This window comes from Lentibacillus sp. CBA3610, from assembly GCF_013373365.1.
Classification (GTDB): domain Bacteria; phylum Bacillota; class Bacilli; order Bacillales; family Amphibacillaceae; genus Lentibacillus.
In genome coordinates this window covers 408,017-425,917 of the sequence record NZ_CP035925.1, presented here as the reverse complement: position 1 = coordinate 425,917, position 17,901 = coordinate 408,017, and the positions used below count along the sequence as shown (strand labels likewise).

Annotated in this window: 21 protein-coding genes; 6 read left to right on the top strand and 15 right to left on the bottom strand. The window is 43.4% G+C overall.

The window, feature by feature from the left end; all coding sequences use genetic code 11:
* Positions 1 to 50 precede the first annotated feature (50 nt).
* The 6 genes from Len3610_RS02205 to Len3610_RS02180 all read right to left on the bottom strand — a co-directional run bounded on the left by Len3610_RS02205 (position 51) and on the right by Len3610_RS02180 (position 3,854).
* Complete coding sequence (locus Len3610_RS02205) at positions 51 to 1,049, bottom strand: ABC transporter substrate-binding protein (protein WP_176446514.1); 999 nt, start codon at positions 1,047 to 1,049, stop codon at positions 51 to 53.
* 309 nt (positions 1,050 to 1,358) lie between these two features.
* The gene (gene moaD / locus Len3610_RS02200) at positions 1,359 to 1,592 is read right to left on the bottom strand and encodes a molybdopterin converting factor subunit 1 (protein WP_176446513.1); all 234 of its coding nucleotides are present in this window, start codon (positions 1,590 to 1,592) and stop codon (positions 1,359 to 1,361) included.
* Positions 1,589 to 2,059, bottom strand: coding sequence for a molybdenum cofactor biosynthesis protein MoaE (locus tag Len3610_RS02195; RefSeq protein ID WP_176446512.1), 471 nt, complete (start codon positions 2,057 to 2,059; stop codon positions 1,589 to 1,591). Before Len3610_RS02195 ends, moaD begins: the two co-directional genes overlap by 4 nt.
* Entirely contained in the window at positions 2,052 to 2,642 is a 591-nt protein-coding gene (gene mobB, locus Len3610_RS02190) for a molybdopterin-guanine dinucleotide biosynthesis protein B (protein ID WP_176446511.1), read from the bottom strand. Before mobB ends, Len3610_RS02195 begins: the two co-directional genes overlap by 8 nt.
* A 27-nt stretch (positions 2,643 to 2,669) precedes the next feature.
* The gene (locus Len3610_RS02185) at positions 2,670 to 2,981 is read right to left on the bottom strand and encodes a metal-sulfur cluster assembly factor (RefSeq protein ID WP_176446510.1); all 312 of its coding nucleotides are present in this window, start codon (positions 2,979 to 2,981) and stop codon (positions 2,670 to 2,672) included.
* 111 nt (positions 2,982 to 3,092) lie between these two features.
* Complete coding sequence (locus Len3610_RS02180; RefSeq protein WP_176446509.1) at positions 3,093 to 3,854, bottom strand: prolyl oligopeptidase family serine peptidase; 762 nt, start codon at positions 3,852 to 3,854, stop codon at positions 3,093 to 3,095.
* A gap of 173 nt (positions 3,855 to 4,027) precedes the next feature.
* On the opposite strand from Len3610_RS02180, the gene Len3610_RS02175 reads away from it, so the two are divergent.
* The 4 genes from Len3610_RS02175 to Len3610_RS02160 all read left to right on the top strand — a co-directional run bounded on the left by Len3610_RS02175 (position 4,028) and on the right by Len3610_RS02160 (position 5,866).
* Positions 4,028 to 4,879, top strand: a complete 852-nt coding sequence (locus tag Len3610_RS02175; RefSeq protein WP_176446508.1) for a Cof-type HAD-IIB family hydrolase — start codon at positions 4,028 to 4,030, stop codon at positions 4,877 to 4,879.
* 156 nt (positions 4,880 to 5,035) lie between these two features.
* Entirely contained in the window at positions 5,036 to 5,185 is a 150-nt protein-coding gene (locus Len3610_RS02170) for a hypothetical protein (protein ID WP_176446507.1), read from the top strand.
* Between the two features lie 2 nt (positions 5,186 to 5,187).
* A complete protein-coding gene (locus Len3610_RS02165; protein ID WP_176446506.1) occupies positions 5,188 to 5,394 on the top strand; it encodes a DUF3813 family protein in 207 nt (68 codons plus the stop codon).
* Between the two features lie 208 nt (positions 5,395 to 5,602).
* Entirely contained in the window at positions 5,603 to 5,866 is a 264-nt protein-coding gene (locus Len3610_RS02160) for a NifU N-terminal domain-containing protein (RefSeq protein WP_176446505.1), read from the top strand.
* A 211-nt stretch (positions 5,867 to 6,077) separates the two neighbouring features.
* Here the strand turns inward: Len3610_RS02160 and Len3610_RS02155 are convergent, their stop codons facing one another.
* A complete protein-coding gene (locus Len3610_RS02155; RefSeq protein ID WP_176446504.1) occupies positions 6,078 to 6,920 on the bottom strand; it encodes a YitT family protein in 843 nt (280 codons plus the stop codon).
* 107 nt (positions 6,921 to 7,027) lie between these two features.
* Here Len3610_RS02155 and Len3610_RS02150 point away from each other — a divergent pair, with 107 nt between their 5' ends.
* On the top strand, positions 7,028 to 7,888 hold the full coding sequence (locus tag Len3610_RS02150; RefSeq protein WP_176446503.1) for a DegV family protein: 861 nt from the start codon (positions 7,028 to 7,030) through the stop codon (positions 7,886 to 7,888).
* 60 nt (positions 7,889 to 7,948) lie between these two features.
* Here Len3610_RS02150 and narI read toward each other — a convergent pair whose 3' ends face one another.
* The 7 genes from narI to Len3610_RS02115 form a co-directional block, all read right to left on the bottom strand.
* Entirely contained in the window at positions 7,949 to 8,644 is a 696-nt protein-coding gene (gene narI / locus Len3610_RS02145; RefSeq protein WP_176446502.1) for a respiratory nitrate reductase subunit gamma, read from the bottom strand.
* Positions 8,645 to 8,794: 150 nt separating this feature from the next.
* Positions 8,795 to 9,388 carry a nitrate reductase molybdenum cofactor assembly chaperone gene (locus tag Len3610_RS02140; RefSeq protein ID WP_176446501.1) on the bottom strand — a complete coding sequence of 198 codons (594 nt, stop codon included), beginning with the start codon at positions 9,386 to 9,388 and terminating at the stop codon, positions 8,795 to 8,797.
* Position 9,389: 1 nt separating this feature from the next.
* A complete protein-coding gene (narH, locus tag Len3610_RS02135; protein WP_176446500.1) occupies positions 9,390 to 10,886 on the bottom strand; it encodes a nitrate reductase subunit beta in 1,497 nt (498 codons plus the stop codon).
* Entirely contained in the window at positions 10,876 to 14,559 is a 3,684-nt protein-coding gene (locus Len3610_RS02130) for a nitrate reductase subunit alpha (protein ID WP_176446499.1), read from the bottom strand. Before Len3610_RS02130 ends, narH begins: the two co-directional genes overlap by 11 nt.
* Positions 14,549 to 14,833, bottom strand: a complete 285-nt coding sequence (locus Len3610_RS02125; RefSeq protein WP_176446498.1) for a hypothetical protein — start codon at positions 14,831 to 14,833, stop codon at positions 14,549 to 14,551. Before Len3610_RS02125 ends, Len3610_RS02130 begins: the two co-directional genes overlap by 11 nt.
* Before the next feature lie 20 nt (positions 14,834 to 14,853).
* Positions 14,854 to 15,168 carry a hypothetical protein gene (locus Len3610_RS02120; protein WP_176446497.1) on the bottom strand — a complete coding sequence of 105 codons (315 nt, stop codon included), beginning with the start codon at positions 15,166 to 15,168 and terminating at the stop codon, positions 14,854 to 14,856.
* Between the two features lie 18 nt (positions 15,169 to 15,186).
* Entirely contained in the window at positions 15,187 to 15,603 is a 417-nt protein-coding gene (locus Len3610_RS02115) for a hemerythrin domain-containing protein (protein WP_176446496.1), read from the bottom strand.
* Positions 15,604 to 15,774: 171 nt separating this feature from the next.
* On the opposite strand from Len3610_RS02115, the gene yppF reads away from it, so the two are divergent.
* The gene (yppF, locus tag Len3610_RS02110) at positions 15,775 to 15,960 is read left to right on the top strand and encodes a YppF family protein (RefSeq protein WP_176446495.1); all 186 of its coding nucleotides are present in this window, start codon (positions 15,775 to 15,777) and stop codon (positions 15,958 to 15,960) included.
* A 280-nt stretch (positions 15,961 to 16,240) separates the two neighbouring features.
* Here yppF and Len3610_RS02105 read toward each other — a convergent pair whose 3' ends face one another.
* The gene (locus Len3610_RS02105; protein ID WP_176446494.1) at positions 16,241 to 17,362 is read right to left on the bottom strand and encodes a DUF418 domain-containing protein; all 1,122 of its coding nucleotides are present in this window, start codon (positions 17,360 to 17,362) and stop codon (positions 16,241 to 16,243) included.
* Positions 17,363 to 17,901 lie beyond the last annotated feature (539 nt).

The following is a 17,901-nucleotide window of genomic DNA, read 5'->3' as shown; positions in this document are numbered from 1 at the left end:
ACAAGACGGCTGGAAATGCCGCTCCGCTCGGCTTATGAATTGTCACTTTTCTATTCCGTTTCAACCAATTCCGCTTCCTCATCCCAGGTATCATTCCATTCAATCCCTTGTTCTTCACCAGCCTGCTTATTAATAAACAATTGAATCTCTGGCGGATACTCCACCGGGATATCGTTTGTTGTTTTCTCTCCTGTTAATATTTCTGCAGCCATTTCACCCGTACGATAACCAATGGTGTGATAATCAATTCCGTAAGTGGCAAAGCCTCCACCTTCCAAAGAATCAGGCTCACCGACCATTAACGGAATATCCTGTTCATTTGCAACACCCACAACACTATCTAAAGCGGAAACAACTGTGTTATCAGTAATAATATAGAATACATCCACTTCCTCTACTAATGTCGTGGCTGCATCATTTACTTCTGATGAATTAGCAACCGTCCGCTCTGCTAAACTTAAGTCTGTACCCTCCATAGCTTCCTTGACGGAGTCGACTTGGGCAACCGAGTTTTGCTCACCCGCATTGTAGACCGTACCTACAACAGCACCCGGGAAGTTATCAGCTATAAATTCCACCATTTTGGTAATGGCATCGGGATGCAGGTCAAGTACACCTGTAATATTCTCACCCGGCTCATCCATAGATTCTACTAATCCCGCTCCTGAGGCATCGGTTACCGATGTAAAAAGGATGGGAATTTCATTCGTTGCCTGCAATGCCCCAAGTGCGCTTGGTGTCGAGTTGGCAAATATCAGGTCAACACCATCAGCAACAAAATTATCGGAAATCGGTTTGACATTATTTTGATCGTTTTGTGCGCTTTGGAAATCGTATTCCACATCCAATCCCTGATCTTCCAATGCAGCCTGGAATCCTTCATATGCCTGATCCAATGACGGGTGTTCCACAATTTGTGTAGCACCTATCTGATATGAATCCGATCCTTCAGATGATCCGTTTTCCTCCGACGAGGCATCATCAGACCCGCAAGCAGCCAATAAACTTATAACTGCTGCACCTATAATGAATTGAAGCCATTTTTTCATCTCATTTCCCCCTCGTTATTAATTATTTAAAAATAACTTATGTATTACTTTTTCACTTTAAATCTTTTATGCTTTAAATACCTAAAGCATAAATATATACAAGTGACTTGCCTGATTGTTTGCCGACCACAATCATACGATATTCAGCTGTCGTTCACCTGTGATAAAGGCCTTATGAAAATATTATGAATATATTACACCAATTCAGGGCAAAGCGTCAATAGTTAAATGAGCCGGAAGAGAAAATATTTCTTCTTCCGGCTCAATGTTTTTTTAAAATCCATTATGGGATGGTACAACTGGTGTATCTCATCCACCGCTGACCGGCGGAATAAATGCTACGGTATCTCCATTATTTAACACCGTATCCTCCCTGGAATATTCTTCATTTACTGCGATCATGGCGTGGTCCAGACTGTTCAGATCATACGACGACACCAGTTTTGTTTTGAGTTCGCCCAATGATAACCCATCTGCTTCCACATTTATTGTTTCGCTCCCGGCAGCTTCCTGCAGTTCAGCAAAAAACAAAACGTTAATCACCTGCGCATCTCCTCCTCGGAAGGAATTTTCTTATCATAAGAGGTATTTTCTTTCTGATCCCCAATCCATTTCGTTCCGTCTTCCCAATGTTCTTTTTTCCAAATCGGTACAATTTCTTTAATCCGTTCAATTGCGTAGCGGCTTGCGTCAAACGCATCAGCCCGGTGCGGTGTCGATACAGCAATAACAACCGCTATATCCGTAATATCGAGCCGCCCGATTCGGTGTACGATAGCGACATCGGCATTGCCCCACTTGTCCTGAATCTCATCACCGATTTGGGCCAGTTTTTTTTCGGCCATTGGCACATAAGCCTGATATTCGAGAAACAATGTTCGTTTGCCTTTTGTAAATTCACGGACAATTCCAATAAATGTGTTCACAGCGCCTGCCTCATTGCGAACGACTTTTTCAATACATTCGTTCGGATTAATCGCCTCTTGTGTAATCCAAAATGTTTTATCCATTAAAACCCCTTCTTATATATTCAGCCAGTGCTGATATGTCTTCCTGCAGATTGCTCATGTCAAATACGGGGCATCCCCGGTCTTCAAGCAAATTCATATCCCAAGTGCCTATTGCTATTATATTGGAAAGTTCCTGCAAAAGCGACAGGTCAGCTTCATTTTTAATCAGGACGACTTTACGATAATCCGCTTTTTTATAACCTTCAATCAGTAATAAATCAAGCGGGAACTTACTGTACATCTGAATTAAATCATCCAGCTCAAAAGGCATTTGCAGCATCAGCTGTGTCACGCCGGCTCCCTCAACACCACTGATCATTGAACCGGATTCAAAGTGCTGCCTGCTGTCTGTTCCTTCTGCCATATCCGGCTCACCACCGTGACCATGATGTTTTAATGAGCCAACTCTCAGTCCTATGCCGGAAAAATACCGGATCAGCTGATTCATGATCGTTGTTTTTCCTGAAGATTTATAACCGGTAATTTGACAAATATGCATGATAACCCCATCTTTACAATTGGCTGATTTCGCTGAAGTTGTTGCGTTCTGATTCACTGCCGTTATAAAAAAAGGCCGATCCATTGTGATGAATCAACCTTATCTCAAAACTTAATCAGGAATACCAAGTGCGATTTTGGCATAACGTGACATTTTATCTTTATCCCATGGTGGATCCCAGACGATATTCACATCTGCTTGTTCAACTTCAGGAATATCTGAAAGTGCACGCTTGACGTCTTGTTCAATATGGCCTGCCAGAGGACAACCCATTGCTGTCAGCGTCATGGTAACTGTACAAACGCCCTCATCATCGAGATCAGCGCCATAGACAAGGCCAAGGTTGACAATGTCAATACCCAGCTCCGGGTCGATAACATTCTCAAGTGCACCCATGATATTTTCTTCGAGAGCTGCTTCCATGACAATCCCTCCTTCACTGTTCATAATCTTATTTAAACATATTCAGACCCATTTTTAAATGATTTCCATCACACTAAAGTGTTTTGTCAATTCTAGGACAATTATTTCGCCCTATAAATGCTGTTTAAACCATTTCACTGTTTCCAGTATAGCATATCGGCTTACTTTATGGTCCCGATGTGCTTCTTTGATGAAGCGTATATTTCCCTGATCCGTATAATGCTGTTTCACATCTTCATAAAATGTATAGGAATGATCGAACGGTACCACCGGGTCATCTTCACCGTGCCAGAACAGAACCGGGCGTTCATTTAACTTATCGCCCTGCTTTGATAAATCATATTGTTCAAGTCGAACGTATAAGTACTCGATTTCATCGTCCGCAACAGGCAAATCGCCCATTTTTTTAAAACTATCCACTAGCGTTTTGGCATATGTCGTAATTTTCGGTGATCCCATCAAAATACCTGCCGTTTTAATCCATGGATACTGTGTCAGGGCTGCTGCCGTTGTAATCCCGCCCATACTTGTTCCGGCAATTCCAAACCGGTCGTTTAGCACAAGTTTTTCCGAATCCAATTCCTCCCTGATATCTTTCAATTCCCTTACATTTTGTATCACAATATCCCAGAATGAGATTTGCCTTTTTTTGCTGGATATTTCCTGTTCACGTTCGCCATGCAGCATACTATCCGGCAGAATAACCCGGTAACCTTCCTCAGCCAGCAAATAAGCGAGCGGCAAATTATGCTCTTTTGCACTCGTAAACCCGTGAAAATATGTAATCGTTGGCAAGGTATCATTTTCTTTTGCATGATCGGCAATAACTAAACATGGAACGCTTGCAATCGTTTTGTGAAATACTCCTATCATATATAGCAATCCCTTTCCTGTAATCTGGTTGTACTGAATATCATAATATGAAGTTTTTGCAAATTGCAAACGAATCCTTTACCCCGCATGTAACGGACTGTAACCCGCCAGAAATTTCACTTTACATATAACATCATCACTTATAAACTAAGTAGCAGACGAGGTGAAAATATATGGAAGCAAAACATTTGATTGCTTTGGATTTGGATGGAACATTACTGACGGATGATAAGGAAATCAGTCTGCGTAACAGACAGGTATTAAAAAAGGCTATCAATGAAGGGCATATCGTTGTAATCGCAACCGGAAGACCACATCGCGCCAGCATCGATTATTATCACTTGCTCGAACTTGATACGCCTATGGTAAATTTCAATGGCGCATTAATCCATCACCCAACCGATGATAAATGGGATGTACTGCATAACCCATTGCCGGTCAGAACGGCCCACCAAATCGCTGGTGCGTGCTATGACCTGAATGTCAATAACATCGTGGCTGAAGTGATGGACAATGTTTATCTGGATCAATATGATGAAAAGATCATTGAAATTTTCAAGGCAACCCGTCAGGAATCCCCTTTTACCATTGGAAGCCTTAAAAATAAGCTGAAGGAAGACCCGACTTCATTAATGATTCACCCGAAAAAAGACAATATCGACCAATTACGGAACCATCTCGATGATTACCATGCTGAACTGATCGAACACCGTAATTGGGGAGCACCATGGAACATTATCGAGATTGTCAAAAAAGGACTGAACAAAGCTGTCGGCCTGCAAAAAATTGCTCATTACTATCATATCCCGGATGAGCGAATTATTGCATTTGGTGACGAAGATAATGATTTGGAAATGATTGATTATGCCGGTGTCGGGGTTGCAATGGACAATGCCATCGACGAACTGAAATCAGTTGCCAAACATATAACCGAAACGAACGAAAATGATGGAATCGGAACTTTCCTGGAAGATTATTTAAAACTTAAATCCAAAGTCATCCAGCCAAACGTTAAGCATCTTTGAACAACCTCTAAAAATTTCCTTTCATATCCGGCTAATATCAGACCAAACTAGGAGTGAGCGCTTGAAGCGTTCACTTCTTATTTTGTTTTGATGTGTTTCCGGCACGACGGGAATATTGCAGTTGGAACAAGGTGTATTCCAAGGGAGGAATTGCCGATGGGAAAACAAAGCAAGTCAAGACGTTTCAGCCAGCACAGTGCTGACTCTGTCAAAAAACATGACGACGTATTTCCGTACAGATTGCGTTTTTCTGAGGCAAAACGCAAAGAGGAACAAACTGACCCGAACACAATAGGAGGGGTTTAAAAATGGCACAGCAGCAGAATAACAATTTCATGCAACGCGCCAGAGAAGCCGTCAACCAATTAGCAAACAATCCTGCCAATGCTAATCAGCAGGAGAAACAAGCTGCACAAAACGCGATACAGAATGCGAAAAACCAGGCATCACCTGAAGAGCAGCAGCAGCTTCAACAGCTTGAGCAGCAGTTAAGACAAAACAACCAGTTGCAGTAACCTCCGCCTGAAGCTGACGTATCACACGTTTTTCAGCAAATAACAATCATTGTATGTTAACGATCCACCATTCATTGATCTCGGATGAAGCTCGGGATTCTAACATGCATGAACACCCTTATCCGACAGACGGATAAGGGTGTTTCCCTTTTATCCGTTTTTCTGTTAGAATGGGGACAAGTATGAATAGTGATGGGAGGATATTAAAATGGGAGTAAGAGCTGAAGCGACACCTAACCCTAATGCATTGAAATTCACAACCGACAGCCTGATTTTTGAAGGTGACAGCAGTATCTCCGTAATGCCCGGTGACACCAGTGAACATGATATTTTAAATGACCTGATGCAAGTAAACGGTGTTGATAATGTGTTTGGTTATCAAAACTTCATTACCGTTAACAAAGCATTTGATGTTGAATGGGACGAGCTGCAACCAAAAGTCATTGAAGTCATTGAAAAATATGGATACTAAGAAAAAACGCTGACGCGTCTTTTCAGATGCCAGAGGTCGGAGTCAGATTGAGTGAAATCGGCGAGACAGCCGATTTCAGCGTTTAAAACATCACCCTGAATTATACACTGTCCTACCTTATAAAAAATACATAGTTGAAAAAAGACAGCAATTATCAGTTGCTGTCTTTTTTATGTCGGCGGCAGAGTTTCCTTTAACCGCAGCAACTGGTTTAATCCTTTCTAAAGAATCCGAATATGCCGGTTGTCTGAACAATATTGGTGAATGCATTCGGGTCCACTTCACCGATGATCCTCTCCAGGTCATAAAGCTCATACCGGGTCACAACAAGATACATCATACTTTTATCATCCCGTGTATATGCCCCTTTTGCCGGAAGGATCGTGATTCCGCGAACCATTGTTTCATGAATGGCTTTTTGCAGTTCTTCTGCTTTGTGGGTAATAATCATGGCGGTCACTTTTTCATGACGGGTATGAAGGGCATCAATCACACGCGTTGTCACATACAATGTCAGCAGTGTATACAATGCGTTTTCCGGTTCATAGAGAATACCGGCCATTGCAATAATAACTGCATTCAAAATAAGAAAATACGTCCCAATCGGTCTGTCTCTCATTCGGGACAACACCATAGCTATAATATCCATTCCACCTGTAGATGCACCATGTTTTAGAGTGATACCAACACCTGCACCGCCGAGAACACCGCCAAATACAGCATTTAAAATAATATCTTCAGAGAGCTGTACAACTGGCAGGATCTCCAGGAAGAATGTCATAAAAATAACCGAAACGACACTGTAAATGGTAAAGCCTTTTCCAACCTTATACCAGCCTAATATCACAACTGGAATATTCAATACAAATAAAATAATACCGGTTGTTAAGCCAATTCCCAGAAAGTCTCTAAAAATACTGGAAACAAGCTGTGCCGCACCAGTAAATCCGCTGGCATAGACATTTGCTGAAATCAGGAAAAAGTTTAGCGACAAAGCATTTAATATAGCACCAAAGATCACAATAATTATCCGCTTAGCTTCAACTAAAAACACTGAATTCCCTCCTTTAATACCGACACGATTATCACTATTTTTTGACTATTCTTCTATATAGTTTTAAACTAAAGTAGATAATAATTCCAATGAATGAAGGTGAAAAAATGAATATTAAAATCCTCGCAGATTCTGCATGTGATTTGTCCGAGAATCATTATAAAACATATGACATTGAAATGGTACCATTAACGGTTCATTTGGACGATAAAGAATATAAAGACAGCATCGAAATAAAGCCAAAATCTGTTTATGATGCCATGCGGGAAGGCAAAAGCCCCAAAACATCCCAAGTTTCACCACAAACCTTTAAAACTATTTTTACATCCTATGCCGAAGCAAATCAACCATTAGTGTATCCAGCCTTCTCTTCTGAACTGTCAGGTACATACCAGACAGCCAAAATGATGGAACAGGAAGTCAAGGAAACCTACCCGGAAGCTGAACTTCATGTAATCGATACAAAATGTGCTTCAATCGGATACGGTCTTGTGATCCTTCGTGCTGCCCAGCTGGCCAAAGAAGGAGCAGGAAGCGATGAAATCATTGAAACAGCCACATACCACGCCAAAAACATGGAACATATATTCACCGTCGATGACCTTGAATACCTGTATCGCGGCGGTCGTGTCAGTAAAACGGCTGCCTTTGTCGGATCGTTTCTTAAAATCAAGCCAATTCTGCATGTGGATGATGGAAAACTTATACCACTCGAAAAAATCCGCGGGTCAAAAAAACTGCAGAACCGAATGCTCGAAATTATAGAAGAACGTGGAGCCGATTTTTCCAACCAAACGATTGGCATCAGTCATGGCGATGATTATGAATCCGCTCAAAAAATGGCAGAGGCCATCAAAGAAAAATTCAATCCCGGAGATATCCTGATTGAAATGGTCGGGTCAACAATCGGCGCCCATGCCGGTCCGGGCACACTTGCTATTTTCTTTTTAGGCAATGATTATAAGTAATCATCGTTTGATATACAGAAAAGGGTACCCAGCGTTATTGGATACCCTTTTCTGCAGATGTTAAATCCCTTTTCGTTTATAAGCTGACCGTGACCGGTATTGCTGGTACGGCCGATTCAGATAATGGATTGGTGCACTGTAAAGGTGAACTAATCGTGTGAACGGAATGGATGCAAATAAAGCAAAAGCCGTAATCACGTGTAATTGGAATATAAACGGGACACCGGTCATCAGTTCATATTGCGGACGGAAAGCAAATAAACTCCGAAACCATGGTCCAATCGTTCCCCGGTATTCATAAGCTTCAACTGTTGTATTGTAGATCAGCGTGATATACACACCAATACCAGCAACGATAATCAGACTGATGACACTAAAGAAGTCCGCAAACGTTGCATGCACCCGTACACGGTCAATGACCATTTTGCGGATCAGCAAAATGACAGCACCTGCCACAACCATCAATCCCGCCATACCTCCCGCAACAATTGCGAATAAATGATACAAATGGTCTGGTATACCAACCCAATAATAAAATTTCATAGGGATCAACATCATTAAATGACCGATAAACGCAAACAGAAGCCCATAGTGGAACAATGGCGATCCAATCCGCAGCCACCTTTTTTTCTCAAAAAACTCAGTTGATGGCGCAACCCAGGTCATCTGACGATAGGCGAAGCGGTAAATACTTCCGAAGATCATGATAGCCAGCGTTACATATGGAAAAATAACCCACCAAAATATCTCTGCCACTATTACACCCCCTCTTGCTGCTAATTCCTCTTCTGCTGCTGATATTTCCGATTTTTTATCAATATTCTTGCGCTTTCATTGATTATCCTGTTCTTCTGTCGATATTCTCGCTCTTCTGTTGATTACCCCGTTCTTTTGCCGATATCCGTGTCACGTATACATAATCGGGTATGGCAATTCTTCCAGATCGGCTTTTTCCCGCTGCTGTTCCATTTTTTCCAAATCCTCTTTGGACGGTGCTTCAAAGACATTTTCCATTAAAGCCTGCATTATTGGATAATAGGGGCTTGTCTCAGGCAAATGGTCCATAATTCGCTGTGTAACGGCAGACAGTCTTTTGATAAGACGTTCATGATTCACCTTGTCACTTGTGATCGCGACCAGTTCATACAACATCGGGATATAATCAGCCAATTCATCGTCAACACGCTCATAGCCTGCTTGATTCACTGCTTTTTGAAGTTTAATTAAAGCTGCACCGCGTTTCGGACTATCACCGAATTCATGTGCTGAAAGGTAGAGCCCCAATTTTTCCTTTAAATCAAACGTCGAAACATATATTTCCTGTAAGTCATGCAGTGGAATGCGGTAAACTGCATTTGCCGCATTCCACACTTCTTGTTTAAGGGTTTCTGACACGTTCATCTCTTCCACACAATTCATGACATCATTTTCATCATTGCCGGATGGATAACTGAGCAGACGCGATGCAACCATTAACAATTCAGATTGATAGGTCTTCATTTCAGCTCCCCCTTTCAAACGGATACGTTACCATGCCTTCAGGTGGCGCAAGGTCTTCAAGACTGCACGCCCCTTGTCTGTAATGCAGGTCATCGTCCATCTCCCTGCGTCCGGTTGGAATAACAAATCGCTCATCATATTTGGCCACACCCAATAGCCGGACCATTTCTTCAATCGTCTCAACGTCTACTCCGGCTTCTTTAAGTAATTCACTTTTTGACAGATCATCAATTCCGCCAACATTAACAGAACGCATATGGACACGCATAGCTGTCATTTTCAGCAAAACTTTACGGATAACACGCGTGTCACCTGCTGAGAGGATGGATGCCAGATATTCGATTGGTATCCGCATCTGGTCAACTGCCGGAATATAGCCGTCCGTGTTCAATTCCTGTTCATTTGTAATATGATTCATAATCGGGCTGAGCGGCGGCACATACCAGACCATTGGCAATGTGCGATATTCCGGGTGCAGCGGAAGGGCAATTTTCCACTTCATCGCCATTTTGTAAATGGGTGATTCCTGTGCCCCCTTGATCCATTCATCATTGACCCCGGCCTCTTTTGCCGCCTTCATCACTTCTTGATCAAATGGGTCAAGAAAGCAATCAAGCTGTGCTTCATATAAATCCTGCGGGTCTTCAACCGATGCCGCTTCCTTTACCTTGTCGGCATCATACAAAACAACACCGATGTAACGGATCTTACCGACACATGTCTCGGAGCAAATGGTTGGAAGTCCCGCCTCAGTTCTTGGATAGCAGAAGTTACACTTTTCCGCCTTGTGTGTATTCCAATTATAGTAAACTTTGTTATACGGGCAGCCATTCATGCAGAACCGCCAGCCGCGGCATTCTTCCTGATCAACCAGTACAATGCCATCTTCATCCCGTTTGTACAGCGCACCGGATGGACAAGATGCCACACACGACGGATTCAGACAATGTTCGCAAATTCTCGGCAAATACATCATGAATGTTTTTTCATATTCAGTGGCAATATGATCTTGCAGCTTTTTGACAGTCGGATCACGTTTGACGACTTCACTTCCGCCAGCGAGATCGTCATCCCAGTTGGATCCCCATTCCGGTTTATCCATATAGTTGCCGGTAATTAATGATTTTGGCCTTGCAACCGGAAGATTTTCCGATTTTGGACTGTCAATCAAATGTTCATAATCATATGTCCATGGCTCATAATAATCATCCATTGTTCCCATGTTGGGGTTATAAAAAATATTCATCAGCTTGGTTACCGGACCACCTGCCCGTAACCGAAGCTTCCCTTTTTTTAACTCCCATCCGCCTTTATAATACTCCTGATTTTCCCATTCCTGCGGGTAACCGACACCTGGTCTTGTTTCCACGTTGTTAAACCACATATATTCTGTTCCCGGACGATTTGTCCACGTCGTTTTGCATGTGACAGAACAGGTGTGACAGCCAATACATTTATCCAGATGCATAACCATTGCTACCTGTGCCTTAACTCTCAAGCCAATTGACCTCCTTCAATGGTTTAATAATTGCGATGGTATCACGCTGACTTCCGGTCGGACCGTAATAGTTGAACCCATAGCTCAGTTGTGAATAACCACCGATCATGTGGGTTGGTTTCGTCGTAATCCGGGTCACACTGTTATGGGTCCCGCCCCGTTTTTTCGTGACAGTGGTTCCCGGTACACCCATTGTCCGGTCCTGGGCATGATACATATATGCCGTCCCTCTTGGCAACCGATAGGTTAGCACGACCCTTGCGGAAATAGCGCCATTCCGGTTATAGACCTCAATCCAGTCATTATCCTTCACGCCAATTGACGCCCCGTCTTCCTCGTGCATCCAGACCACTTGCCAGCCGCGGAACAGCTGGACCATCGGGGAGCTTTCAGTAAACATCGTGTGAATGCCCCACTTTTGGTGCGGGGTCAAATAGCGGACGGTAATCGACTTATCATCATGATCCGGCTCATCTTCTCCTTTGACATAAGGACCTTTATTAACCGGCGGAAGATAAGTCGGCAATCCTTCACCGAAATCGCGTATCATTTCGTGGTCAAGATAAAAGCTTTGTCTGCCTGTCAGTGTCCTCCATGGAATACTGTACTCCGTATTCACTGTGAACGGTGAATAGCGTCGCCCACCTTTCTCAAGGCCACTCCAGACCGGTGTGGAAATCGTATGACGCGGCTGGGCGGTAATATCAGCTAATGTATAAGATGTCTCTTCGTGTCCTTTGGCAATTTCAGTCAGATTTTGTCCGGTCTTTTCTTCCATTGACTGCCAGCCTTCCACGGCACGTCTTCCATTTGTAGCGCCGGACATCAAAAGAATCGTTTCCGCTGCTTGAATATCTGTGTAAAGGTCCGGATTACCATTGCCAAGTCCTTCCCGTTTCGAGACACCCAGGCGTTGCTTTAACTCCTCAAATACTTTATCGCCCGGCAATTTAACACCTTTCATGCCGTAACCTTTTTTCAAAGCAGGACCGATTGTCGTCATTTTCTGATAAACGTTCGGATAATCCCGTTTAATAACAGAGAGATTTGGCATCGTTTTGCCCGGAATGGCTTCAACTTCGCCTTTTCGCCAGTCCAGAATTTTGCCGCTTGGCTGGGCAATTTCGTCACGAGTATCATGGCCTAATGGCGACGATTGAATCTCCTCTATTTCCTCCGGTAAATGTTCTTCCGCAAGTTCTGAGAATACTTTACTGATTTCACGGAATGTCACCCAGTCACTTTTGGATTCCCATGGTGGTGATATGGCTGCGTTAAATGGATGGATGAATGGATGCAGATCCGTCGTACTGATATCGTACTTTTCATACCAGGTTGCAGCCGGCAGCACAATATCCGAAAACAGCCCGGAGCTTGTCATCCGAAAGTCGATGCTGACAAATAAATCTGTCTTGCCTTCTGCTCCTTTATCCTTAACATTGATTGTTTCAGGCCGCCATGATGATTCAGGAGCCGCCATGACCTGGTCATCCCCGCCGATTAAATGCTTTACAAAAAATTCATGTCCTTTTCCGCTGTCACCAAGCAAATTCGAGCGCCAATTGAAGAAAACGCGCGGAAAGTTACGGGGGTCATCCGGGTTTTCGATGGACCAGTCAATATCACCGTTTTTCAGCTGATTGACGATTGTATCAATAACGTCCTGCTCGGTTTCCGCCCCGTTTTCTCTTGCTTTTTTAACCAGATCGATCGCGTTTTGGGAGAACTGCGGATAGGACGGGAGCCATCCGAGCCGTGCCGCCAGCGCATTGATATCAGCAGGATGCATGTCATTGTATTTGCCGTCCCATGCTGTATCTTTCATGACATCTTGTTCTTCGTACCGGTATTGATCGGTGGCAAAGTAGAAGAAAGACGTTCCATTTTGCTGTCTTGGAGCACTGCCCCAGTCCTTTGCGAAAGCGAGCGTCTGCCAGCCTTCAACGGGACGAACCTTTTCCTGTCCGACATAATGCGCCCAGCCACCGCCGTTGACACCTTGCGAACCTGTCAGCAATACCAGGTTCAAAATCGACCGGTAGATTTGATCACTGTGGTACCAGTGATTTGTTCCGCCACCCATTGCAATCATGGATTTGCCTTCTGTGCGTTTAGCATTATCGGCGAATTCCCGTGCTACTTGAATCACGTGCTGCTGATTGACACCTGTGATACTTTCCTGCCAAGCCGGCGTATATGGTTTCGGATCCTGATAATCGCTTGGATAATTCCCTGGCAGCCCACGACTGACCCCTGTATGGGCCATCATTAAATCATAGACCGTTGTCACACGGAGGTGGTTTCCATTTCTGTCCTGCATATGTTTCACAGGTACACCGCGTTTCACAATATCACCATGTTCTTTTGCGAAATATGGAAACTCGACCTGTATCGTCTCATCAGCCATGTTCAGGAAACTGAGTTCAGGATTGATCGTGGTGCCATCTTCTTTTTCCAGGTTCAGGTTCCATTTGTTATCGCCGTCCCAGCGGTGTCCCTGCGTCCCATTGGGTACCGCTGTGCTGTTTGTATTAAGATCCCAGACAACCGTTTTCCACTCGCCAAGCTCTTCATCAGATGTCATATCATCAGCATGCAAAAACCGGCCTGAGCGATACGCGTTATCTTGTTGATCGATCGTAATCAAAAACGGCAAGTCAGTAAATTTTTTGGCGTAATTTATAAAATAAGGCGTTGGGTCATCCACGTAAAACTCTTTCAATATGACATGTGTCATCCCCATCGCCAGTGCACCGTCCGTGCCTGCTCTGGCCGGCAGCCAAATATCGGCAAACTTTTCATAATCGGAGTAGTCCGGACTCACACCAACCACTTTTGTTCCGTTATAGCGTGATTCAACCATAAAGTGGGCATCCGGAGTTCTGGTCTGCGGTAAATTCGTACCCCAAATGATAAAGTATTTCGAATTATACCAGTCAGCACTTTCCGGTACATCCGTCTGTTCTCCCCATACTTGCGGAGAAGCTGGCGGTAAATCAGCATACCAGTCGTAGAAACTGAGAATATTGCCGCCGATCAGTGATAAAAATCGTGTCCCGCCGGAATAGCTGACCATCGACATGGCCGGAATCGGACTGAACCCGGTGATACGGTCCGGACCATATTTTTTTATCGTATGTATCAAAGAACTGGCAATCATGACACAGACATCCCGCCAGTCTGCCCGGACAAAACCGCCTTTACCCCGCGAACGTACATATTGCTGCCGTTTGTCGGGATCACTGGTAATATTCTTCCACGATGTGACAGGGTCGTGTCCTGCATCGCGTTCTTCTTTCCAAAGCCGGTAAAGATCACTGCGTACATACGGATATTTCACACGAACAGGACTGTATGTGTACCAGGAAAAACTGGCACCTCTTGGACAGCCTCTTGGTTCGTATTCCGGGAAGTCATCACCGGTTGACGGATAATCCGTATGCTGGGTTTCCGATGTAATAATCCCGTCTTTTACGTAAATTTTCCAACTGCATGAACCGGTACAGTTTACACCGTGCGTTGACCGGACAACTTTGTCATGTGCCCACCTGTTTCGGTACACGGATTCCCAATCACGCTGTCTGGGACTCTCTTCGGCCCACCCGTCATCAATACGCTTGCCGGGTTTCAAAAATTTTAGATGTTTGAATAATTTGTTTTTATTACCTTTCATCAGCATCACCATGGTGGGACATATACTCCAGCGGGTTAAATCGTTCACCAACGATTCTAAACGTCCCTTCCCCTTCTTCCAGCTCTTCCAAAAATGTCTTAAAATCCGGCGCATTCGCCCCGACTAAAATTAACCGTTCAATCGTATCAAAGTCATCCAATTGGTAAATCGCCTCAACCACATCAGGTTCAAGCGAGCCAAACCGCATCTTCAAAAGCCCGATTAAATCTTCACGGTCTTGTTGCATTGCAGCTTCTTGTTCATATTGAAACATCCCATTCCCTCACCTTCCGATTATGGTCTGAGCATTTTGAAATAATCTGCTATCAGTCTTTCTTGACACTTATTCTTTATTTCCTCTGAAAAATCCTCAAATGAGTCGTCAGGGTTATGCAATACGTCTTCTGAAAATGTGCGGGTCAATTCCTGTGAAAATGTTTCGCCAAAACGTACGTTAACCTCAACTGAGGAACCGACCTTTTTGCCGGTTATCTGGACATCAAACGAATGAATATTGTTTTCCTTCAGCTTATCCATTAAATAACCGTAAGCGTCAGGGTAGATGGTACGTAATAACTTTTTGCTTTTTTGTGATGCTGTCGTTTTCAATCCAATCACCTCCAGTTATCAGTGCTCCGGTAAGATTCTTTCTTCTTCTTCATTGTGCAGCTCATCCACCAGAATCATCGCCTGAAAACGCTCAAGAACATTGTACCCGACACCACTGTCTTCAAGGCTATTTTTAATGTTAGAAACGATATGCCGCATCAAATTATGATCCCTTGTTAAAGCAACGATATTATCTTTTAATTCAGGCGTTGTTTCAGCCATTTCCTTATATAAGCCTCTTTCCTCCGCATCTGCGTGTGCAAGCGTCCGCGTTTCCCAATGTTCCACCAAAATATAAGCGGTTTCTAAAGCGCTATCTGTTTCATGTTCTTTTAACAGATTCCCTAATATATTTGTCAGCTCCCTGGCCTCCTGCAATGCTGCTTCGTGGATGGAAGCATGACTTTCGACCTTTCTAAGTGCTGGACCTGCCATGTCATCACCCTCCTTTTTACCTAATATTACCTGTCATAAATTTTCCTATACCGAAAATGAGGATCTTTTTTCCATAATCTGTTTATGCAGGATTAACAATCATGATTGGAACGGGTCTTGCATATATTTTCTGTAAGACAACCTAAACCGGGAATGATAAGGAGGGGTCACGTGAGTATTTTTGAACTAATTACCATTTTTGAAATGGATCGAAATCAGCCACCGGAATCTATTAACGCTTTGTTGGATTTTTATCAGCAAAAATACATCACTGGTGAAATTGACATAACCTACTATCGGAAAATTTATCACTACCTGGATCGCCAGGGTGCTATTTCATCCCATGAATCTGCATAAGAAAAAAGGCAGGTCACCAAAGTGAGAAAAGCTCGCAAACATGGTATAAGATGGAAAAGGGAAAACATTTTTCTTACGAAGGTGCCATTGCTGCCGTAAGAGCACTACCATGGAGAGCTTTAAATGATTGATATGATATCTTGTTAAATAACAACGTTTTCGCCGATATTAACAGGTTCATTAACTTGTTAACCAACACATTGCGTAACATAGGTTCTCTTGCTTCACAAAGAAGCAGGAGAACCGTTCTCTTGAAGAGAATCGTTTTACATCATCACAGTTATACATTTTTATATGTCCACTTCCGCCATAGTGACTCCATCGGCCCCTGTTTGAATTTCTTCAAATACAATGTACTTATAATGACTTGGAACACGTACACCCCGACGGATATGAGGATTCCGGCTCCGCTCGTGACTTGACCGTAAAGTCCTAAACCATAGCCGTGGAAAATGAAGACCAAAATGAGCGTCTGCATAAGATAATTCGTTAACGCCATTCGTCCGACAGATGCAAATGGTTTCATGATGCTCTGTCTTGTTTCCTTACGCAGCACCAGCAACAGTGCGGATATATAAAACAGCATAAGAATCGGTCCGGTGAATATGCGTATACCATAACCTAATCCATATGCAATATAAGCCGGAATTGGGGTAAGGTCATGCATCATAGCTGTCGTCAATACCGAAAATAGTATCCCGATCCACAAACTATGTGCACATAGTTTCTTCCAACGGCTGATATGTGCACCAATATCATGGAACATGCCGGTTTTACCCATATATAAACCGATAAGAAACAGCGGTAAAATTGTCGGTATCAAAAGGATATTTCCAAAAACCGCAAAGATTGAATCGGCAAGTCTAAACCCGACAATTTCCCAATAACCTCCGTCAGCCATCACTGTAAGCGTCGTTTCATTCATCGCTTGAAATTCAGAAAGGGGTATTGCCCCTGTTTGCATGCCAAATTGCATGAACCATCCAATAATCGCATATAAAAGGCTTACAACCAAACTGGATACCGCAAGCAAAACCACGGACCAAATCATAATTGTTTTCGGTTGTCTTGAAATAAAAAACAAGAGAAGAAAGCCCGTTATGCCGTATGTAAATAAAATATCCCCTTGCCAAAAGAAAATAAGGTGAATCAACCCCAGAATGATTAAAAAGGTCAATCTGCGCGAGAACACCCGCCCAGCACGCAAGTCCTTTTGCAGCAAGCGATCATAAAAAATATAAAAGCCTAACCCGAAAAGGAGCGAGAACATTGGATAAAACTTACCTTCAACAAAAAACGTAATAAATAATGTACTGATTTGATTAAAGAGCCCATCCGGCAGTTGATAGCCATCTACAAGAATAAAAGGATCCATCTGTGACAATGATTTGAAATGCATCATATTCGCAAGTACATCCCCAGAACCGCAATCCCGCGGATAATATCCAGCGTATGGATCCGTTCGTTCGGCGCAATTCCTCGATATTTCAATTTACTTCCCCCTTATCATAAACATAAATAACGATCTTGCTACTTTTATGGTACCTGGTTGAGCGTATAGGACTTTCCCTCGCAGGTGTAGTGGATCTTTAGTGAATGCTTGATCATGCACACCACTGCAACAATAATCCATACTGAGATACCGCGAACCAGCTGTCAAAGAAAAGCGTTTTGGCTCCAAGCTTCTCAGAGTTAATCACATCCAACAGCGAAAACGTGGTTTCAGCTCCTTTTTCTTAATGCTCCCTTTCGGCGAGGGTAGCCGATTGTCCGCTTATCGATAGCCGGGTTGATTGTGTCCGAAAGCAGTTTTTGCTTTTTTCAAGCTCAACATTGAAAAGGCAAGCGGTAGAAATGTGGCAGCGTCCGATAACCCCAACATGAGCATGGGAAACCCTTTGACATAACCGCTGTTGGTATGATCCCCTTTTCACGCGAAAT